We start from the raw sequence: 19,607 nt of genomic DNA on the forward strand, positions 1-19,607 counted from the left end.
CATCTCACCGCGTTCCAGCATTTCCGCTCAACACGCCAACAACATGGCAGTGGCAGCGTCCGGACACACGCCTTGAAACTGGCTGGACGCCAGCAACGGGCGCGGTACATCCTCGCGGGCGACGCGCACGAAACCAAAACCGTCGAAATAGTCCTCCGCGGTCGTCGTCAGCAACCCGATCGCATGGACCGAGCGTGCGCGGCACGTCGCGATCAGCCGCGCAACGATCGCGCGGCCGACGCCGCTCCCTTGCGCGCGCGGTGCGACGGCGATCGACCGGATCAGCGCGAAGTCTCCGTGGTATTCCATACCGCCGCATCCGGTCAACGCGGGCGGATCGGCGAGCACGATGAAGTTTTCCAGATGCTCCGCGACACCCGCAGTCGGCAGGTTCGACGCGCGAAGCAATGCCTCGATCGCGGCCAGGTCGGATAACGCTGCAGAACGAAGTTGCATGACATCGATTCCCGATTGGATGAGCGGTACCCGTACGGTTCAAATCCCCCGCTGATTCACCCGCTTCGACAACGCCTCCGCGCTTTCCTTCCGTTCGCTGTACCGGTCGACCAGATACGGGCCGATGTCGCGCGTCAGCAGCGTGAACTTCACCAGTTCCTCCATCACGTCGACGACGCGATCGAAATAGGCCGACGGCTTCATCCGCCCCGCTTCGTCGAATTCCATGAACGCCTTGGCCACCGACGACTGGTTCGGGATCGTCAGCATGCGCATCCAGCGTCCGAGCACGCGCATCTGGTTCACCGCATTGAACGACTGCGATCCGCCGCTGACCTGCATCACCGCGAGCGTCTTGCCCTGCGTCGGCCGCACCGCGCCGACCGACAGCGGAATCCAGTCGATCTGCGACTTCATGATGCCGGTCATCGCGCCATGTCGTTCCGGCGAGCACCAGACCATCCCCTCCGACCACATCACCAGCTCGCGCAATTCGACCACCTTCGGGTGACTTTCGGGCGCATCGTCGGGCAGCGGCAGGCCGCTCGGATTGAACACGCGCACCTCGGCGCCCATCGCCGTGAGCAGGCGCTCGGCCTCCTCGACCAGCAGGCGGCTGAACGAACGCTCGCGCAGCGAGCCGTACAGCAGCAGGAAACGCGGCGGATGCGTCGACGGCGACGCCGGCCGCAAGCGGCTCGCGTCCGGTACGCGGAAGAGTTCGGCGTCGAGTTGCGGCAGGTCGGTCAGTCGGTCGGTCATGGATGGATTCCGTGGTTTGCTCAAGCGCGCTCGTACCAGCCCTTCGACCGGTTCACGATGCGCACCACCAGCAGCATGACCGGCACTTCGATCAGCACGCCGACGACGGTCGCGAGCGCCGCGCCGGAGTGGAAACCGAACAGGCTGATTGCGGCCGCGACGGCCAGCTCGAAGAAGTTGGACGCGCCGATCAGCGCCGACGGGCATGCAATGTTGTGCTTCTCGCCCACGGCGCGATTGAGCCAGTATGCGAGCGCGGAGTTGAAGAACACCTGGATCAGGATCGGCACCGCGAGCAGCGCGATCACCAGCGGCTGCTTCAGGATCGCTTCGCCCTGGAACGCGAAGAGCAGCACGAGCGTGGCCAGCAGCGCGGCGATCGACCACGGGCCGATTTTCGTCATTGCGGCGTCGAACGCAGCCTGCCCGTTCGCGAGCAACACCTTGCGCCAGATCTGCGCGAGGATCACCGGAATCACGATGTAGAGCACGACCGACGTGAGCAGCGTCGCCCACGGCACGGTAATCGCGGACATCCCCAGCAGCAGCCCGACCAGCGGCGCGAACGCGATCACCATGATGCTGTCGTTCAGCGCGACCTGCGACAGCGTGAACAGCGGATCGCCGCCGGTCAGCCGGCTCCACACGAACACCATCGCCGTGCACGGCGCGGCGGCCAGCAGGATCAAACCGGCGATGTAGCTGTCGAGCTGGTCCGCCGGCAGCATCGGCGCGAACAGATGCCGGATGAACAGCCAGCCGAGAAACGCCATCGAGAACGGCTTGACCAGCCAGTTCACGATGAGCGTGACGCCGATGCCTTTGACGTGCTGACGCACTTCATGCAACGCCCCGAAGTCGACCTTGACCAGCATCGGGATGATCATCACCCAGATCAGCAGCCCGACCGGCAGGTTGACCTGCGCGTACTCCATGCGGCCGATCTGCTGGAACACGCCGGGCAGCATCTGGCCGAGCGCGATGCCGGCGACGATGCACAGCGCGACCCAGACCGTCAGGTAGCGTTCGAAGAAATTGATCGCGGGCTTCGCAATGGCATGGCGAGGCGGGATCGCGTTGGACGTGTTCATCGAAGAGGATTCCGTGCGGGAGCAACGCACGCGGCACGCCGTTTCACGCGCGCCGCCGTGCGAGCATTCAGTTTCGCGAGATGGCGGTCAACGCCGCCTGCAGTTCGGCGTCGCTCATGCGCTCGAGCGGCAGCGCCAGCAGTTGCAGCATCCGGTAGCCGAGCGCCTCGCGCGTCAGTTCGAACGCGAGCCGCTTGCCGGCATCGCCGCCCTCGGCGTTCGACGGATCGGCGTAGCCCCAATGCACTCTCACCGGGCTGCCCGGCCAGTACGGACAAGCCTCCGCGGCCGCGCTGTCGCATACCGTGATGACGACGCGCAGGCGCGGCGCGCCGTCGCCGACGAATTCGTCCCAGCTCTTGCTGCGGTATCCGGTGACGTCGACACCGGCGCGCGTGAGCGCATCCAGCGCGAACGGATTGAGCCGGCCGCTCGGCGCGCTGCCGGCGCTGTAGGCGCGCACGTCGCGGCCGAGTTTCCCGGCCCAGTGGTTGAGCATTCCCTCCGCGAGCACGCTGCGCGCGGAGTTGTGGGTACAGAGAATCAGGACGTTGGTGGTCATCGGCGGGCGGGTGAATGCATGCTCAGGTTTGGTCGGAGCAGGAAGTCGAACAGGCGGACACCGGCGTGCACGGATTGCCGCCGCAGCAGTTCTCGGTGAGGTAGCCGATCAGCCCGTTCATCGTCGCGAAGTTCGCGCAATAGAACACGAAGCGGCCTTCCTGGCGGCTCGTGACGAGCTGCGCATGGGCCAGTTCCTTCAGATGAAACGACAGCGACGACGGCGGCACGTCGAGCAGCGTCGCGATTTGCCCGGCCGGCAAGCCCGACGGGCCGGCCTGCACGAGCGCGCGGAAGACGGCGAGGCGCGACTCATGCGCGAGTGCCGCCAGCGCGGCGATGGTCTGGTTCGTTTCCATTTTTCGATAATACTCGAAATATGGAAACGATGGCAGGAATGCATCGCATCCCGCCGCCGCGCGTCACACCGTCACGACCATTCTTCGGGCGGCATCGCGCCGCCGTCATCCTCCCACTGCGGCTCGCCCGCCCCTTCCTTGCGGGTCGGCGCCACCGGCCCGTTCCCGCTGCTGCGTTCGTTTCGCCGCGTGCCGTCGCGGGACGTCGCCGCGCGCACGCGCGCCCGCGTGCGGGTCGGTGCGACGGTCCGCTGTTCGCTGCCGCGGCGCTCGTCGGTCGACGCCGCGCCCTGGGTCTGTCGCGCATTCGAAGCTGCGTTCATGTGTGCCCTCCCGGCTCATTGAAAGAGACCTTCGTTGAAACGCGCAGCAATTCGGGTGCCGCCTGTCGGGCAAGCGCCTTGCTCCCCCGTTTCGTACTGCAACCCTTTCCGGAGCCGACCATGCCGATCGACCGCAGCACGCCGCCCGCAACGCGTCACCGTCTCGGCGAATGGATGGCCCGCGAGGAATCGCAGATGGCCGGGTACCGCGCGAACATCGCGAACGCAGCGCGCGCGCAGGCCGGCGAACAGCTGCGCACGCCGGCCGTGCAGGCGCTCGCGCGGCTGTTCGACGACAACGCGGTGCTGCGCATGAGCCTCACCCGCGCGATCGACGAGGCGCTCGAATCGGGCCGCATGCTCGGCTACGCATCGATCGGCGAACTGATGACCGTGATCGATCATCTGATGACCTACACGCCGCCGTTCAGCGAAACGAGCCTGGTCGTGTGCCCGCTGAACGCGTTTCTCGACTGGCCGATGTGCATGCCGTCGGGCCACGCGGTGTTTCGCGACGCGGCGGTCAACGCGCACCTGAAGCAGGTGCTGAACGTGTGGTGCGACTTCCTCGGCGGCCCGCATTCGCGCGCGCATCTCGATACGTCGTCGCCCGACGGCTGGTTCTGCGATGCCGCGCGCACGCGCGTCGGCCTGTCGCAGTTCCAGTATCGCGAGGACCAGCCGCACTGGGGCTTCGACTCGTGGAACGACTTCTTCACGCGGCGCTTTCGCGCGGGTGCGCGGCCGGTCGCGGCGCCGGACGATCCGCACGTGATCGTCAGCGCGTGCGAGGCCGCGCCGTATCACACCGAATCCAGCGTGAAGATCCGCGACAGGTTCTGGATCAAGGGGCAGCCGTATTCGCTGCGCGACATCTTCACGCCCGCGCGGCTGCCGCTTGCCGAGCGCTTCGTCGGCGGCGACCTCTACCAGGCGTATCTGAGCGCGTACAACTATCACCGCTGGCACGCGCCGGTGCGCGGCACCGTCACGCACGCGTACCGGGTCGACGGCACCTACTACTCGGTCGCGGAAGCGGAAGGCCCGGACCCGGCCGGGCTCAACGACTCGCAGGGCTACATGACGGCCGTGGCCGCGCGCGCGGTGGTCGCGATCGACTGCGACGACCCGGGGATCGGGACGGTAGCCGCGGTGTTCGTCGGGATGGGCGACGTGTCGTCGTGCGTGATCGAGGTCGTGCCGGGGCAGCGGATCGACAAGGGCGACGAGATCGGCTATTTCCAGTACGGCGGCTCGACCTGCTGCCTGCTGTTCGAACCGGGCGTGATCGACCGCTTCCAGTGCGCGCCGCCGTTCGACGGCGATACGCCGGCCGTGCAGGTCAACGCACCGGTCGCGATCGCGCACTGAGCCGCGCGGTTCGGCATCACGCGTCGGCACTGCCGAACCCGCGCCCGGCGTGCCGCAGCATGCGCTGCACGATCGACAGCCCGTCCGGCGTCAGGGCTAGCCGGCTCGCGCCCGATGCGTCGGCGCGCATCTCGATCAGGTGTTGTTCCACCAACGCGACGATATCTTCGCGGTCGGCCTGGATCTGTTCCGGCGCGCGATGGACCAGGAATAGTGCGGCAAATTCATGTGCGGTCAGCATGTTGTCTCCCCCATTTGACGGCTTGGCGCGATACGACGATGGCATCGCGCCGGCGCAGGCGCGAATCGTGCGCCGCGATCTGAGGAGACATGCAGGGAGTGTGCCAGTATCTGGGACGGAGCGGCCCGGCGCCCCGCCGGCGCGCGGCGTGATGTGTCACTTCAAGGCGCTCGGGAGCCGCTGCAAACTTTTCAACGGCGTGTAATGGCGCCCAATGGTGCGAATGGAACCGCACGGGCGCACTGCGGCACGCGCCGCATGCCCCACGGACTCACGACTTCCGCGAACGGAACATCCCGGCGCGGGCGGTTTTGCCCGCCGCCTTGTCGCGCACGCGGAAGTAGCCGCTGTGGAGTTCCACGCCGCCCTTGCCGTCGGCCAGCACGTCCGCGCACGCGGCCTCGATCTGCGCACGGCCGCGCTCGAACGCGTCGCGCAAGTCGGCTTCGAGCGCGGAGCGCGCGCCGAAATGATCCTCGAGCGCTTCGACCGTGATCGTGCAGGTTTGCGGCTTCCCGTCGATCTCGACGACGAAACGCATCAGCAGCGCCGCGCCGTCGAACTCGGGCGGCGCGTCGGTCAGCGTCACGTGGCGAACGGGTTCGGCCGGCATCGCTCAGGGCCCCCGCGACGCGAGGCACTGCACCAGCGCGCCGTTGAATGCGGGCAGGTCGGCCGGCTTGCGGCTCGTGATCAGGTTGCCGTCGCGCACGACCTCCTGGTCGACCCACTTGCCGCCCGCATTGCGGATGTCGTCCTGCAGGCTCGGCCAGCTCGTCATCGTGCGGCCGTCCACCAGCCCGGACGACACGAGCAGCCAGCCACCGTGACAGATCGCGGCAATCGGCTTGCCCGCGCCGACGGCCGCGGTCACGAATTCGCGCGCGGCCGGCAGCATCCGGATCGCGTCGCCGTTGACCACGCCGCCCGGCAGCACGACCGCGTCGTAATCGCCTTCGCGCGCATCGTCGAACGTGCGGTCGACCTTCACGCGATCGCCCTTGTCGACGTGCCTGAACCCCTGGATCTCGCCGCGCTTCTGCGAAATCACGTCGACCTGCGCGCCCTCTGCCTTCAGCGCGCGCTGCGGTTCGACGAGTTCGGCTTCCTCGAAGCCGTCGACCGCGAGTATCGCTACCTTGCAATGATCCAGCTTGCCGATCATGGATCGCTCCCTTTCGTGTTGTGGCACCGGGTGTGCCGTACCCTGCCGTATCCATCGACGCAGCAATGGGCGTGCCGCGCCCGTCGGGATGGCGGCCGGCGCGGTGCCGCCTTGAAGGGGCGCGACCCGCGATCGGCGGTTGGCGGTTGGCGGTTGGCGGCGCGCACGCGCGTCGCGGCGTGATGCGTGCCCCCATTGGATGGCGCCGCGCGGCGCCTGCAAAGATTTCAACGGGATGTAACGTGACGCCGGCAATACCCGCGACTATCGGCGGCAGCCGCCCGGTGGCCTGCATGCGAGGCCGTACCCGCCGCCGGCCGGCGCCGGCCCGCCGCCCTCACTGCAGGTGACGCGCGGCGTCGAGCATCGCGTCGGTCAGCTCGATCGTCAGCGTCAGGTCCTCGGTGACGTCGGGCAGCGCGTCGAGCGTGGCCTGCACGCTGTCGTGCAGCATCGCGTGCACGCGCATCCGCGCGGGCTCGTCGAGGTCCGCATAGCGCTCCATCGTGTCGCAGTCGAGCGCGAGCACGACCGCGTGCCGCGCGGTATCGCGCGGCGCATCGGGCGCGAGCGCCCACGCCGCATGAAACATGATCCTGCCGGTCGCGACGTCGACATGAACCGTCGTATCGAGACCGTCGGTCTCGGCGGCGTCGGCGTCCAGCGCATCGTCGTCGAGCGAGATCCGGGAATTCGATTGCATGTTGTCCTCCTGCGTGGTGGCGACCGGCGGGCCTCGCGCGCGGCGTCCGCCAGCGCGCCGCGCCGGGGCGCCGGCGCGACGCCGAGATCGTCAATAGCTGCTGGAACCCGCGCTGCCCGTGCCGCCGCCGCCCGAGCCGGTCGCCCCCGGCAAGCGGCTAGTGCCGGCGCCCGCGCCGGTTCCGCCCGGGGCAGCACCGGCACCGCCCATGCCCGCGCCGCCGCCGGCACCGCTCGTGCCGGTGCTGCCGGTACCGGGGGTACCCATTCCGGTGCTGCCGGTACCGCTGCCGGTACTGCCCATTCCGGTACTGCCGGTGCCGCCGCCCATGCTGCCGGTCCCGGCGCCAGTCATGCCGCCGGGCTTGCTGCGCACGTCCGGTTGACCGCGCGGACCCGTGCCACGCGGCGCCTGCATACGGGTCGCGGGCGGCGGCGCCGCGGTGTTGCCGTTCGACAGGTTGCCGCCGCTGCCCTGCGCCGACGTGTCCGGCGGCGACAGGATCGGCGCGCCGGTGCCCTCGTCGGAACGTTGCGAATTCTGTGCCCATGCGGCCGGTGCGGCCGCGACGAGCGCGACGGCCGCGCACGCGAGGATCCGGCGCGCGGCAAATTTCGATTCGGATGCTGGCTTCATGGAGCGCTCTCCCTCAATGGAACCGCCGTAGTGGAATGGCCTGCGCCTTCGATTCAGCAAGGCCCGTGCCGCCACCGACAGGCGGCACGCGAATTGCGGCACCCGGACACCCGAGACCCGCGATCCATCCCGATTCCATGGGGAGAGCTCTGCCATGCCTTCAGCTTCCGCTTCCCATCCGCACGGCAAACGCGCGACGCGCCGCCCGGGCCGTGCGCGCAGCAACGATCCGCAGCACCGCAAGCGCTGGTCCGCCGACGTCATGCAAAGAAGCGATGCGCTCGACATCGAGCCCGAGATCTTCAAGTCCGACGACCCGGGCAAGATCGCCGCGTCGCTCAAGCGCTCGGCCGAACACAGCCGCCGACGCAAGGGGACGCCGTTCCAGTCGGCGATGTCGATGCTGAACTTCTACGTGAACCGCGCGGGCCGCAACCTGCCGAAAACGCGCCGCGCGACGCTCGAACGCGCGAAGCGCAAACTGCGCGAGGCGTTCGGCCGCAAGCCGTGACGGCCCCCGCCGGTTCACCGTCGACCTGCCCGCATGCATGAAACGCTGTGGTATCTGATCATCGGCGCGGTGCTGATGGGCATGGGCATCGTGACGTCGGCGCTGCGTCATCTGCCGTGCAGCAGCGCGATGATCTATCTTGCTCTCGGTGTCGCGCTCGGTCCGTCCGGCGCCGGGCTCCTGCATCTCGACATCCAGCGCGACGCGCCGCTGCTGCGCGAGATCGTCGAGGTCGCGCTGCTGGTATCGCTGTTCGCGATCGGGCTGCGGCTGCGCGTGCCGCTGTCCGACCCGCTGTGGCGCGTGCCGTGCCGGCTCGGCCTGCTCGCGATGATCGTCACGGTGCCGCTGCTCGCCGGCTGCGCGGTACTGACGCTCGGGCTCGGCTGGGGCCCCGCGCTGCTGCTCGCGGCGATCCTCGCGCCGACCGACCCGGTGCTCGCGCACGACGTGCAGGTGCATGATCCCGGCGATCGCGACCTGGTGCGCTTCGCGCTGTCCGGCGAAGGCGGGCTGAACGACGGCATCGCGCTGCCGTTCGCGCTCGCGGGCCTCGCGCTGTGCGGCGCGTCCGAGGCGCCGCACGGGCCGCCACCGCTGTCGGGCACGTTCGCGCTGGCCGCGCTGTGGGGCATCGCGGGCGCCGCCGCGATCGGCGGCATGCTCGGCGCGGCGACCACCACCGCGATCGGCTGGCTGCGCACCCGTCATGCGCAGGCACTCGGGTTCGAAGGCTTCTTCGCGCTCGCGTTGATCGTGCTGTCGTTCGGTGCCGCGCAGCTCGCGCATACGTTCGGCTTCATCGCGACGTTCGCCGCGGGCGTCGCGATGCGCCGCGTCGAGCATCGCGCGAGCGGTGACCGCCGGCCGCGCGAAGTGATCGGCCGGGTCGATTCGGAAGACGTGGTCGCGACCGAGAAGCACCCGGAGAAAGCGCACGCGTTCATGACCGAATCGGTGCTCGACTTCACGATCGAGCTCGAGCGGATCGCCGAGGCGCTCGTGATGACGATGATCGGCGGCGTGCTCGCCACGCTGACGACGCCGCTCTTCACGTGGGGCTCGGCCGCGCTCGCCGTCGGGCTGTTCGTCGCCGTGCGGCCGCTCGCGGTGCTGCCGGCGCTCGCCGGCTCGCGCGCGACGCCGGCGCAGCGCCGGCTGCTGGCATGGTTCGGGATACGCGGGATCGGCTCGTTCTACTACCTGCTGTTCGCGCTCGAGCACGGGCCGTCGAGCGCCGTGCGGCCGCTCGCGGCGCCGGTGCTGGCCGTCGTGTCGGCGTCGGTGATCGCGCACGGCGTGTCCGCGACGCCGCTGATGGACTGGTATCACCGCCTGCAGCAGCGTCGGCGCTGACGGCGCCGTCACGACATGCCGAGACGCGCACGCATCTGCGCGGTGATCCGCTGCCGCGTGCCGGCATAGTCTTCCCAAGGGTCGCGCTTGAGCCGGTCGAGCCGCTCGTGCAGCGTGTCGATCGTCCATTGCGCGCCGCCCGTGGTGGTTGGCACCTCGTCCCAGCGCAGCGGCACCGACACGCCCAGCCCGGGCCGCGCCCGCACCGAATACGCGGCGATTGTGCTCGCACCGCGGCCGTTGCGCAGGTAGTCGATGAAGATCTTGCCGCGCCGGTGACGCGCGCCCATCGTCGCGGTGAAACGGTCGGGCAGCGCGCCCGCGACATGCCGCGCGAGCGCGCGCGAGAAGTCCTTCGCGTCGTCCCAGCCCAGGTGCCGCGCGATCGGCACGACGACGTGCAGCCCCTTGCCGCCGCTCGTCTTGCAGAACGACGCGAGGCCCAGTTCGTCGAGCAGCCCGCGCACGAGCTGCGCGGCGTCGGTCATCGCGCGCCACGGCAGCGCCGGATCGGGATCGAGGTCGAACACGATCCGGTCCGGCCGCTCGATGTTCGACGCGTGCGCGTTCCATGTATGCAGCTCGATCGTGCCCATCTGCGCGGCGCCGAGCAGCGCGTCGACGCTGTCGAGCGACAGCAGCGGACCGTGGCCCGGATCGAGTCCTGCGTGCTGCGTGACGAACGGGATCTCGCGGCGCTCCGCATGCTTCTGGAAGAACAGCTCGCCCGCGATGTCCCCGGGCGCGCGCACGAGCGCCACGGGCCGGCCCTTCAGGTCCGGCAGCAGCCACGGCGCGACCCATTGCCAGTAATGCGCGAGATCGATCTTGCGCGTGCCGCTCTGCGGATCGAGCACGCGCTCGGGATGGGTGATGCGCACGCGGCCGAGCATGTCGGAACCGGCATCGTCGCGTGCTGCGTGGGGGGACGGGCGTGAACGTGCGTGGTGCTTGCGAGCGCTCGCATCGTGCTCGGCGCGATCTGCGTGATCGGCATGCTCGGCATGCGACGCGTGCGACGCGTGATCGACGTGCTCCGTGTGCGCCGCGTGCTTGCGTTCGTGCTTTTCGTGATGCGTGGTCTGGCGTCGCTCCATCACCCCCTCCGTTTCCGGTTGCTTCGGCACTTCGCGGACGATCTGCGACGCCGGCTTGTCCTCGCGCAGCGCGATGAACGCGGCCTGCCGCACGATGCCGTCGCCGGTCCACTCGGCGAATTCGCATTCGGCGACGAGCGTCGGCTCGATCCAGTGCACGCGCGTGCGCGAGCGTTCGCGCGGCGGCGGATCGAACGGCGTCGTATCGCGTTGCTGCTTGCGCAGGATCGGTGCGAGCCGGTCGAGCATCCGCGTGTCGAAGCCGGTGCCGACGCGGCCGACGTAGCGCAGCGGCGCAGGCCCGCGCCGCCGCTTGCCGGCCGCTGCCGGCTCGTGCACGCCGAGCAGCAGCGCGCCGAAGCCGTGCCGGCTGCCCGACGGCTCGGTGTAACCGCCGATCACGAACTCCTGCCGGCGCCGGCATTTGAGCTTGATCCACGCGGGCGAGCGACCGCCGCGATAGCGCGATTCCGCGCGCTTGCCGATCAGCCCTTCGAGGCCGGTATCGCAGGCGCTCGCGATCAGCGATGCGACGTCGTCGCCGAGATCCGGCGAAAAGCGCAGCCGCGCGGGGTCGCTGTCGGCGAGCAGCGCTTCGAGCAGGGCGCGGCGCGCGGTGAGCGGTGCGTCGCGCAAGTCGTAACCGTCGAGACAAGGCAGGTCGAACACGAACAGCGTGATCGCATCCGAATGTCCGGCGCCGATCGCGTTCTGCAGCGCCTGAAAGTCGGGGAGACCGTTCCTGCCGAGCACGACGGCCTCGCCGTCGAGCCAGGCGTCGTCGACGTCGAGCGCCGCGAGCGCGTCGCGCTGCGCGCGCAGCTTCGCGGTCCAGTCGCGGCCTTCGCGCGTCATCAGCTTCACATGCCGGCGGGCGCCCTTGCCCGCAATGCGCGCGAGGATCCGGTAGCCGTCGAATTTCAGTTCGTAGCGCCAGTCGCCCTGCGTCGGCGGGCCGTCGACCAGCGTCGCGAGTTGCGGCGCGACGCGCTCGGGCAGCGGCGCACGTACCGCACCGTCGATCTCGGACGGATCGGCGGGCCGGCGGGCGCGGCTTTCTCGGCTTTCTCGGCTTTCTCGGCTTTCTCGGCTTTCTCGGCTTTCTCGGCTGTCTCGGCTGTCTCGGCTGTCTCGGCTGTCGCGGCTGTCGCGGCTGTCGCGGCTGTCGCGGCCATCACGGCAATCACGGCCATCGCGGCCATGATCGTCATGCGCTGCGGCGCGCGTGTCGGTCGAGTCGCGCCGGCCGCGTTGCGCTCCGCGCGCGCGCGTCGAGCGGCCCGCGGCATCCGCACGCGTCGCCGACGCCGCCCCGTCATGCACACTCCCCGGCAGTTCGCCGACGACGTCGAATTCGGCCTCGCTGCGCGCGTCGTCGTCGCGCTCCTTGATCAGCAGCCACTGCACCTGCCGCCCCTCCTGCCGTCCGCTGCGCACGAGCGCCCAGCCGCCGTGCAGCTTTTCGCCGTCGAGCCGGAACGTCAGCTTGCCCGCGCGATAGCCGTCGCGTGCCTGCGCGAGGCCGCCGTCGGGCGTCCACGTGCCTTCGTCCCATACGATGACCGCCCCCGCGCCGTAATGCCCGGCCGGAATCTCGCCTTCGAACGACGCGTATTCGAGCGGATGATCCTCGACCTGCACGGCGAGGCGCTTCACCGACGGATCGACGCTCGGCCCCTTCGGCACGGCCCACGACTTCAGCGTGCCGTCGAGTTCGAGCCGGAAGTCGTAATGCAGGCGCCGCGCGTGGTGCTCCTGGATCACGAAGCGCAGCGGGTGGCCGGCAAGCCGGGTCGCCCGCCCGGAAGGCGTCGCGTTCGCCTTCGCGCGCCGCCGCCCGTGCGCGCCTTCGGGTTCCGGCGTCGCGTCGAAGCGGCGTTTGCGGCGATAGGGATCGAGCTTGCCGGCCATCGTGTCACCTCGCGTCGCCGCGCATCATGCGGCGTGCTTGCGGCGCGCGGCGGTTTTCTTCGCCGCATGCTCGCCGGTCGCGGCACGTTTCGCGGCCGGCCGCTTCGCCGCCGGCGTCTTCTCGGCGGAGCCTTTCGGCGCGGCCTTCGAAGCCGGCTTCCGGCGCGCGCCGCCGCGCGACGACGCAGAAGAAGACGACGCGGAGGAAGACGACGCTTCCGCCTCCGCGCCCTCGTCGTCGCCCGCATTGCGCGGGCCCGCCGCGCGCGCGCCGCCGCCGCCGCCGCCCTTCAGGCTGCGTTTCAGCAGCTCGGTCAGGTCGACCACGTTGGTCGCCGCGCGGCCCGTCTGCGGTGGCCGCTCTTCGATCTCCTCGATCTTGCCCGCGCGCACCTTGCGCTCGACCAGCTCGAGAATGTCGTCGCGAAACGTGTCGTGATACTCGTCCGGCGTCCACTTGCCCGCCATCTCGTCGATCAGCTTCTTCGCCATCCCGAGCTCGCGCGCGGTCACGCCCGCGTGTTTCGCGTCGTCGGCCGGCACCGTCAGTTCGTCGAGCGGCCGCAGTTCTTCCTGCCAGCGCAGCGTGTCGAGCGCGAGCAGCGGCCCGACCGGAATCAGCGCGCCGAGATGCTGGCGGTCGCGCATCACCACGAGCGCGATGCCGATCTTGCCGCTGTCCTTCAGCGCGTCGCGCAGCAGCGCATAGACCTTCTCGCCCTTGCGGTCCGGCACGAGGTAGTACGGCGTGTCGAGATACAGGAACGATACCGCGTCCGCGTCGACGAACGTCAGGATGTCGACGGTTTGCGTCGATTCCGGATTGGCCGCGCGAATCTCCTCGTCGGTCAGCACGACGTAGCGTTCCTTCTCGTACTCGTAGCCGCGCACGATGTCCTCGCGCGCGACCTCCTTGCCGGTGCGCTTGTTGATCTGCCGATAGCCGACCGGGTCCATCGAGCGCTTGTCGAGCAGCCGGAACGACGGCTTCACGGTGCGCGTCGCGGGAAACAGCTGCACGGGCACGTGAACGAGCCCGAAGCTGATCGCGCCTTTCCAGATCATCCGCGATGCCATGCGTGTTCTCCTTTGCCGGGTGCGCGAGCGCGTGGCGGCACACACCAGAAACCGTCACGGGCATGGATGCGCCGCACGGCGCGTGTCGCGACGGCGGCTAAAGCGTCGATGCGGGCTGCGTCGGTCAGGGCGCGCGCAACGCGCGGTCGAGTTCGGCGCGCGTCACGTCGAGCGCGACGCTGCATTCGATCTCGGCGTCCTCGACGCGCGGCTTGTGCTCGTCAACCGCGCGCCGCGCGAGGTCGCACAGCTGCGTGCGCACGCGCAGGCGATCGGCCGCGCCGAGCGACGCATAGCGCGTGAGCACGTCGGGATCGAAACGCAGGTCGACCGCGCAGCGCCATTGACGCGCGTCCTCATCGGACGGCACACGGACCCACGACACCTGGATCGTCAGCCGCCCGGACGCGTCGTCCGCATGCACGACGACGGTCGACTGCGACGGAAAGCCGTTCGCGAGCGCATGCTCGATTTCCGCGATGCGCTGCGAACGGTCGGGGGCGGTCGTCATCGCCTGACAACCCCCAGCAGCAGCGTGACGAGGAAGATCACGACGAAGATGTAGAACAGGATCTTCGCGATCTCGGCCGCGCCGGCCGCGATGCCGCCGAAGCCGAACAAGGCGGCGACGAGCGCGATGATGAGGAAGATGATGGCGTAACGAAGCATGAATGCCTCCTGGAGTCCTGAAGAACGGTGATCGCCGATGCGTGTCGCCGTCGATCACGAATCGTGCTTGTGCCTGGGTTTGCCGTGGACCGGCGTCGAAGCCATTTTTTCGAGTTCCTTTTCGCTCATCGACTTGGCCATCGACTTCGCAGGCGGCTTCAGGTCCTTCATTTTCGTGTCGCCGCGCTTGGCCGACAGGGCGGCTCCTGCGGCGCGTTGCTGTGCCTGGGACTTGGCTGGCATGGCTTTCCTCCTCTCGGTGGCGCGCGACGTCCGTGCGGCTCACGGGCGGGCCGCGCGCGGTTCGGACGGTATCGTCATGCGGCGTCGCGCCGGCGCAGGTCGGCCGGCGGAATCTTCATCGCCTGGCGATACTTCGTGACGGTACGACGCGCAAGAAGGATGCCGCGGCCCGCGAGGTTCTGCGCGAGCGCGACGTCGGACAGCGGATCGTTATGGCGCTCGGCGGCGATCATGTCGCGGATCAGCACCTTCGCGGCCGATGCCGAGCACACGCCCTTGCCGGCCGCCTCCAGCTTGCGGGGGAAGAAATGCTTGAACTCGAACGTGCCGTGCGGCGTGGCCATGTACTTGTTGCCCGTCGCGCGCGAGACCGTCGATTCGTGCAGGTCGAGCTCCTCGGCGATGTCGCGCAGCACGAGCGGCTTCATCGCGATCTCGCCGTAGCGGAAGAAGTCGCGCTGCCGGGCGACGATGCACTCGCCGACCCGCTGGATCGTGTCGAAGCGCTTCTGTACGTTGCGGATCAGCCAGCGCGCTTCCTGCAGCTGCTGGCCCAGCGGCGAATCGCGCTCGCCGCTCGACTGCGCGAACAGCGTCGCGTAGCGCTCGTGCAGCCGCGCGCGCGGCAGCACGGCCGGGTTGATCGTCACGATCCATTCGTCGCGCACCTGGCGCACGATCACGTCGGGTATCACGTAGTCACCGCGCGTGCTGCCGTAGTGATTGCCGGGGCGCGGATCGAGCGCGCGCACCAGCGCGCAGGCGGCCTGCATCGTCGCCTGGTTGCAGCCGAGGCGCCGCTGGATCTCCGCCGTCTCGCGGCGCGCGAGCCGTTCGAGATGGTCGCGCGCGATGGCCTTCGCTTCCGCGAGCGCCGGCGTGCCGGCCGGAATCGCGTTGAGCTGCAGCAGCAGGCACTCGGACAGCGAGCGCGCGGCGATGCCCGGCCGGTCCAGCATCTGCACGAGCCGCAGCGCGACCGTGAGATCCTGTTCCGACAGCAGCCGCGCCGGATCGGCCGCGATCAGCAGCTCGCCCAGCTCCTGACGCAGGTAGCCGTCTTCGTCGAGCGCGTCGATCACGATGCGCGCGGCCTCGCGGTCGCGCCGGTTCAGCGGATAGAGCCGCAATGCGTCGTGCAGCTGCTGGTGCAGCGACGGCTCGGCGGCCATCCACTCGCCGGGCGACTGGTCGCCCGCGTCGTCGGCCTGTCGCCCGGTGCCTCGCGTGGTCGGCGCGGCCGTGTACGACACGTCGCCGTCCGGCGGGCGCACTTCCTCGTGCTCGGGTGGCGGCTCGGGCGGTGCGGCTTCGGCCTCGGGTTCGGGCGCGTCGGCGGCTTCTTCGTCGCCCTGCCCGTCTTCGAGAAACGGATTCGAGTCGAGCGCCTGTCGCAATTCCTGCTGGAATTCGAGCGAAGACAACTGCAGCAGGCGAAGCGACTGCTGAAGCCTCGGCGTGAGTGCCAGATGCTGTCGCATCTGGAGCGCAAGCGTGACGGACATCGATGCCCTCCTGACGGTGTGCGGAATGCGTTTATGCGAATCCATGCAGCTACCGTGCCAGGAAGGCGAAGCGCCGTCCGGCGGGGCTCTCGCGGGTTCGTACCCCGTCGGCCGCGGCCCCGGGCGCCCCCTTTTTTACAAGCGCCAGCAAGTTAGGGGGCACGGCATTCGCTCCGCGCGGATATGCCGTCGCCGTCGCGCGAATATGCCTTCGCAGGCGATATCGTTGCGCGGCATCCGTGCAGGGTGCCGCGGTCAGTACTGCATCGGCGGCGGCGTGCCCGGCAGCGTTTGACCGCCCTGCACGCCATTCGGCCCCGGCGGCGGCACGTCGACCGGCTCGCCGCCGGTCGCGCCCGGCGGCAGCGTGTTGTACGGCGACGGGCGCGTGTCGTAACGCGTATTCGCGTCCGGCATCGTCGTTGTCGGCGACGCGCCGTGGCCGTCCGGTGGCGCCGGCGGTGCGCCACGCGTGCCGTAGGGGCCCTGCGGTTGCGTGCATGCGCCCAGTGCGCACGCCGCGGCGAACGCACAGGCGCACACGCGTATCGTCTGGATCGGTTTCATCGGAACCTCCTCCGTGAAGTGCGGTGCGCGGCACCGGGCCGGCCGTGACGGCGCGGCTCAGAGCCGGTTGAAATGGAAATCGCCCGCATACGCGTTCGGTGCGCGACGGGCCATCATCGTGTCGAATTCGGCCGCGACGCGCATCAGTGCGCCGCGTTGCCGCTCGATACCGGCCTGCTCGAGCGCCGCGAACGCGTCGGCGTCGAAGGTCACGGTCAGCGACGCCGGATGACCGTCGACGCGAAAGCCGAAATGCAGCGCGCCGGCCGGCTGCTCCTCGGCATGGAACGGCATCGCGCGCGCCTCGAAATGACGGCCGAGCGTCTCGGCCACGTCGCGCAGCATGCCGGGTTTCACGCTGATGCTCATCGTGGGCTCTCCGTGGGTGGGATGGACGCAATCGGCGGCACGCCGGTCGACGGCGTGTGGATCGGCGGCGCGTGAATGGGCCGCACATGAATCGGCAGCGCGTGAATCGGCCGCACAGGAATCGGCAGCCCGTGGTTCGGCCGCGCGTGAACCGGCGGCGCCCGCGTCGGCGGCTCGCGCTCCGGCGGCGGATGCCCGGGCGGGTCGCCTTCCGGATCCTGATAAGGTTCCGGCGTGCCGGGCGGCAAGTCATCCGGCGCGGGCGGCTCGGGGTCCGGTTCGACGTCGGGTATCGGCGGTTCGGGCCGGTGCAGCGACTGGGCGGGGTCTCGGTTCATCGGGGGGCATTCGATCGTTGCGTCGTCCTCGCGGGGCCCGATCGATTGGCGCGGCGTGCGCCGCCCGATCGTCCACGAAAGGCAGGGCCGCAAGCTGCGTGCCGTCTGCGTGCCGGCGTGCACACCGCCTCGCACGCCGCCTTTCCGCGCGCCGGCGCACGGCCGCGCGCGCCACCCCGCCGTACGCCGTGCCTTCGCTACACCGCGCGCTGCAATTCTTTCAAGGGCAGCGCGCTACGCGTCGTACGCGGCCATCACGAGCCACAGCTCGTGGTCGTCGTCGCGCACCCGCGCGGCGAGCGCATACGGATCGGCCGGCTCGCACGCGCGCTGCAGCGCGAACCGCGCCGGCTCGGTCGAGCCGAACGTCTCGTCGCCGAGCGGCCGCACGTCGGCCTTGCCTTCGAACATCCGGCGATCGGGCCGGTAGATCAGCGGCTCCTGTTTCCACGCGCTGAAATGGCTCTTCACCGACTCGAACCCGCCGCCGCATACGTTGATCTCATAGCGCACCCCTGGCCGCCGTTTGGGAATCGTCATCGTGCCTCCCGCTTGATTTGCGTGTGTGTGTGCGGAGCATTGCACCGCGCGTTGTGGCCGGCATCCTGCGTCGTCGTCCTGCGTGGTCATCCATCGAAGAAGCGGCAAGTCCCGTGCCGCGCGGTCGCGACGGGCACGGCCGTTGCGCGATCACCGCGTCATCGTCACCGCCTCGGAGCCCCGCCATGAAGGAATCGACCCGAACCGGCCGCGACGCGCCGCACCAACCGCAGCGCGATCCGTCGCCGCCGTTGAAGGACCAGGATCAAACGAAGACGCGCCACTCGGAGCGCCATATCGACAAGCAGCTCGAGGACACGTTCCCCGCGAGCGATCCGCCCGCGACCGGCGGCGTCACGCGCATCGAGCCCGACACGCCGCCGGGCACGCACGACGATGGCCCGTGGCAGGACCCCGCCCGACGCCGCGACGAATGACGGCCGGCACTCGACGGACACCGCTGCCGAACGGCACGCCGCTTGCTGCCCCGCTTGTTGCCCCGCACGGCCCGGACTCGCCGACTCACACGGCCCGGATTCAACCCGCAAGGAGGACTTCATGCAACGCGTCAACGAAATCATGTCGCAGGACGTCGTGCGCATCGCGCCGACCGACTCGATCCGTCATGCGGCGCAATTGATGGAGCGCTATGACATCGGCGCGCTGCCCGTATGTGACAACAACCGGCTGATCGGCATGGTCACGGACCGCGATCTCGCGGTGCGCGCGATCTCGGCCGGCAAGCCGCCGGACACGCGGATCCACGAAGTCGCGTCGGGTCCGATCGAATGGTGTTTCGAGGACGATTCGCTGGAAGAGATCCAGCACTACATGGCCGACGCGCAACTGCGCCGCCTGCCCGTCGTCGATCACGACAAGCGGCTCGTCGGCATGCTGTCGCTCGCGGACATCGCGACGCGCACGGCCGGCCCCGCACGCGACGACGTCGCGAACACGCTCGAAGGCGTGTCGCAACCGAAGCAGACGTGACGGGGCCATTCGCGCCCCGCCCCGACTACCCGCGCGACCCGCAGGGCCCATCCCGGGCACGGTCGCGCTCCACGCAGCCAGGAGGACAACCATGCAGACTCAAGGACAGACCCGCATCGTCGGCAAGGGGGCCGCAACCGCGGCCGGGCCCGGCCCGGACGTGATGGCGGCCGACACGCTGGAAGGCGACAAGGTCTATACGACCGATGGCGACGACGTCGGCAAGATCAAGGACATCATGCTCGATGTGCGCTCGGGCCGCGTCGCGTACGCCGTGCTGTCGAGCGGCGGCCTGCTCGGCATCGGCGACAAGCTGCTTGCGATTCCGTGGAGCGCGCTCACGCTCGATACCGAGCGCAAGTGTTTCCTGCTGTCGGTCTCATCCGAGCGAATCCGCAACGCGCCGGGCTTCGACAAGGATCACTGGCCGGCGATGGCCGACCCGCAATGGGCCGAGCCGCTGCACGAGTACTACGGCAGCACGCCGTACTGGAGCGCGGGCGACGAGCTCGGGCTGACCGATCCGACCGAGGACCTGAACGATCCGCGCGCGCGCGACCAGCATTGATCGCTCTCGATTTGCCGGTGTATTAGCCGACGTGCCCCGCGAAAGCGGGGCTTTTTTTGGCTTTGTGACGGATCGCCGGGCCGGCCCGGTCCCGTGAAGCCGGCGTCGCAGGCCGCCGGCCGGGCGCACGGCGCGCCGCACGATTGATAACCAAACAACATCAATCCTTCCAAAATTCGCACTTAACGTTTCCGCGTC

27 protein-coding genes are annotated in these 19,607 nt (G+C 69.4%); 6 read left to right on the forward strand and 21 right to left on the reverse strand.

The features are described 5' to 3' along the window. Positions 1-27 precede the first annotated feature (27 nt). The 6 genes from arsN2 to DIE02_RS03160 form a co-directional block, all read right to left on the reverse strand. Positions 28-456 (reverse strand): arsenic resistance N-acetyltransferase ArsN2, encoded by a 429-nt coding sequence (gene arsN2, locus DIE02_RS03135; protein ID WP_124521830.1) that lies wholly within the window; start codon positions 454-456, stop codon positions 28-30. 39 nt (positions 457-495) lie between these two features. Beyond that, entirely contained in the window at positions 496-1,218 is a 723-nt protein-coding gene (arsH, locus tag DIE02_RS03140; protein WP_124528718.1) for an arsenical resistance protein ArsH, read from the reverse strand. 20 nt (positions 1,219-1,238) lie between these two features. After that, positions 1,239-2,309, reverse strand: coding sequence for an ACR3 family arsenite efflux transporter (arsB, locus tag DIE02_RS03145; protein WP_124521733.1), 1,071 nt, complete (start codon positions 2,307-2,309; stop codon positions 1,239-1,241). 67 nt (positions 2,310-2,376) lie between these two features. Then, a complete protein-coding gene (locus tag DIE02_RS03150) occupies positions 2,377-2,871 on the reverse strand; it encodes an arsenate reductase ArsC (RefSeq protein WP_124521731.1) in 495 nt (164 codons plus the stop codon). A gap of 22 nt (positions 2,872-2,893) precedes the next feature. Further along, the gene (locus DIE02_RS03155; protein WP_124485807.1) at positions 2,894-3,229 is read right to left on the reverse strand and encodes a helix-turn-helix transcriptional regulator; all 336 of its coding nucleotides are present in this window, start codon (positions 3,227-3,229) and stop codon (positions 2,894-2,896) included. A 71-nt stretch (positions 3,230-3,300) separates the two neighbouring features. Next, positions 3,301-3,552 carry a hypothetical protein gene (locus DIE02_RS03160; RefSeq protein WP_124485806.1) on the reverse strand — a complete coding sequence of 84 codons (252 nt, stop codon included), beginning with the start codon at positions 3,550-3,552 and terminating at the stop codon, positions 3,301-3,303. 120 nt (positions 3,553-3,672) lie between these two features. On the opposite strand from DIE02_RS03160, the gene DIE02_RS03165 reads away from it, so the two are divergent. Further along, on the forward strand, positions 3,673-4,923 hold the full coding sequence (locus DIE02_RS03165; protein ID WP_124528720.1) for a phosphatidylserine decarboxylase family protein: 1,251 nt from the start codon (positions 3,673-3,675) through the stop codon (positions 4,921-4,923). A gap of 16 nt (positions 4,924-4,939) precedes the next feature. On the opposite strand, the gene DIE02_RS03170 is transcribed toward DIE02_RS03165, so the two are convergent. From DIE02_RS03170 to DIE02_RS03190, 5 genes are all read right to left on the reverse strand, one after another. Then, entirely contained in the window at positions 4,940-5,164 is a 225-nt protein-coding gene (locus DIE02_RS03170) for a hypothetical protein (protein ID WP_044843397.1), read from the reverse strand. Positions 5,165-5,435: 271 nt separating this feature from the next. Next, positions 5,436-5,777 carry a DUF1488 domain-containing protein gene (locus DIE02_RS03175; RefSeq protein ID WP_124528722.1) on the reverse strand — a complete coding sequence of 114 codons (342 nt, stop codon included), beginning with the start codon at positions 5,775-5,777 and terminating at the stop codon, positions 5,436-5,438. Positions 5,778-5,780: 3 nt separating this feature from the next. Further along, a complete protein-coding gene (locus DIE02_RS03180; protein ID WP_124521725.1) occupies positions 5,781-6,329 on the reverse strand; it encodes a type 1 glutamine amidotransferase domain-containing protein in 549 nt (182 codons plus the stop codon). Positions 6,330-6,666: 337 nt separating this feature from the next. Further along, positions 6,667-7,032 carry a DUF3022 domain-containing protein gene (locus DIE02_RS03185; protein ID WP_124528724.1) on the reverse strand — a complete coding sequence of 122 codons (366 nt, stop codon included), beginning with the start codon at positions 7,030-7,032 and terminating at the stop codon, positions 6,667-6,669. A gap of 90 nt (positions 7,033-7,122) precedes the next feature. Beyond that, positions 7,123-7,668: a hypothetical protein gene (locus DIE02_RS03190; RefSeq protein ID WP_124528726.1), complete on the reverse strand. Its 546-nt coding sequence runs from the start codon at positions 7,666-7,668 to the stop codon at positions 7,123-7,125. Between the two features lie 154 nt (positions 7,669-7,822). Between DIE02_RS03190 and DIE02_RS03195 the strand changes: the two genes are divergently transcribed. Together DIE02_RS03195 and DIE02_RS03200 are read left to right on the forward strand one after the other, a co-directional pair. Then, a complete protein-coding gene (locus DIE02_RS03195; RefSeq protein WP_044843392.1) occupies positions 7,823-8,179 on the forward strand; it encodes a DUF3175 domain-containing protein in 357 nt (118 codons plus the stop codon). A 33-nt stretch (positions 8,180-8,212) separates the two neighbouring features. Next, the gene (locus tag DIE02_RS03200; RefSeq protein ID WP_124528728.1) at positions 8,213-9,535 is read left to right on the forward strand and encodes a sodium:proton antiporter; all 1,323 of its coding nucleotides are present in this window, start codon (positions 8,213-8,215) and stop codon (positions 9,533-9,535) included. 8 nt (positions 9,536-9,543) lie between these two features. Here DIE02_RS03200 and ligD read toward each other — a convergent pair whose 3' ends face one another. The 10 genes from ligD to DIE02_RS03250 all read right to left on the reverse strand — a co-directional run bounded on the left by ligD (position 9,544) and on the right by DIE02_RS03250 (position 17,851). Next, complete coding sequence (gene ligD / locus DIE02_RS03205) at positions 9,544-12,543, reverse strand: DNA ligase D (RefSeq protein ID WP_124528730.1); 3,000 nt, start codon at positions 12,541-12,543, stop codon at positions 9,544-9,546. 24 nt (positions 12,544-12,567) lie between these two features. Next, positions 12,568-13,620, reverse strand: a complete 1,053-nt coding sequence (locus DIE02_RS03210) for a Ku protein (protein WP_124528732.1) — start codon at positions 13,618-13,620, stop codon at positions 12,568-12,570. 124 nt (positions 13,621-13,744) lie between these two features. Continuing rightward, on the reverse strand, positions 13,745-14,131 hold the full coding sequence (locus DIE02_RS03215) for a DUF3022 domain-containing protein (protein ID WP_044843388.1): 387 nt from the start codon (positions 14,129-14,131) through the stop codon (positions 13,745-13,747). Further along, a complete protein-coding gene (locus DIE02_RS03220) occupies positions 14,128-14,289 on the reverse strand; it encodes a DUF1328 domain-containing protein (RefSeq protein ID WP_044843387.1) in 162 nt (53 codons plus the stop codon). The genes DIE02_RS03215 and DIE02_RS03220 overlap by 4 nt, the downstream gene beginning before the upstream one ends. A gap of 54 nt (positions 14,290-14,343) precedes the next feature. Further along, positions 14,344-14,532, reverse strand: coding sequence for a DUF3008 family protein (locus DIE02_RS03225; RefSeq protein WP_044843386.1), 189 nt, complete (start codon positions 14,530-14,532; stop codon positions 14,344-14,346). A gap of 74 nt (positions 14,533-14,606) precedes the next feature. Beyond that, a complete protein-coding gene (locus DIE02_RS03230) occupies positions 14,607-16,037 on the reverse strand; it encodes an RNA polymerase factor sigma-54 (RefSeq protein WP_044843385.1) in 1,431 nt (476 codons plus the stop codon). A gap of 255 nt (positions 16,038-16,292) precedes the next feature. Then, the gene (locus tag DIE02_RS03235) at positions 16,293-16,604 is read right to left on the reverse strand and encodes a hypothetical protein (RefSeq protein WP_124485798.1); all 312 of its coding nucleotides are present in this window, start codon (positions 16,602-16,604) and stop codon (positions 16,293-16,295) included. Positions 16,605-16,661: 57 nt separating this feature from the next. Next, entirely contained in the window at positions 16,662-16,973 is a 312-nt protein-coding gene (locus DIE02_RS03240; protein WP_044843383.1) for a hypothetical protein, read from the reverse strand. Continuing rightward, complete coding sequence (locus DIE02_RS35895) at positions 16,970-17,311, reverse strand: hypothetical protein (RefSeq protein ID WP_260441480.1); 342 nt, start codon at positions 17,309-17,311, stop codon at positions 16,970-16,972. The genes DIE02_RS03240 and DIE02_RS35895 overlap by 4 nt, the downstream gene beginning before the upstream one ends. A 234-nt stretch (positions 17,312-17,545) precedes the next feature. Further along, the gene (locus DIE02_RS03250) at positions 17,546-17,851 is read right to left on the reverse strand and encodes a hypothetical protein (RefSeq protein ID WP_044843382.1); all 306 of its coding nucleotides are present in this window, start codon (positions 17,849-17,851) and stop codon (positions 17,546-17,548) included. A gap of 185 nt (positions 17,852-18,036) precedes the next feature. Here DIE02_RS03250 and DIE02_RS03255 point away from each other — a divergent pair, with 185 nt between their 5' ends. The 3 genes from DIE02_RS03255 (at position 18,037) to DIE02_RS03265 (ending at position 19,409) form a co-directional block, all read left to right on the forward strand. Next, on the forward strand, positions 18,037-18,288 hold the full coding sequence (locus DIE02_RS03255) for a hypothetical protein (RefSeq protein WP_124521710.1): 252 nt from the start codon (positions 18,037-18,039) through the stop codon (positions 18,286-18,288). 121 nt (positions 18,289-18,409) lie between these two features. Beyond that, complete coding sequence (locus tag DIE02_RS03260; protein ID WP_124528734.1) at positions 18,410-18,841, forward strand: CBS domain-containing protein; 432 nt, start codon at positions 18,410-18,412, stop codon at positions 18,839-18,841. A gap of 91 nt (positions 18,842-18,932) precedes the next feature. After that, entirely contained in the window at positions 18,933-19,409 is a 477-nt protein-coding gene (locus DIE02_RS03265; protein WP_044843379.1) for a PRC-barrel domain-containing protein, read from the forward strand. Positions 19,410-19,607 lie beyond the last annotated feature (198 nt).

This window comes from Burkholderia sp. Bp8991 (genome assembly GCF_003853795.1).
Taxonomy (GTDB): domain Bacteria; phylum Pseudomonadota; class Gammaproteobacteria; order Burkholderiales; family Burkholderiaceae; genus Burkholderia.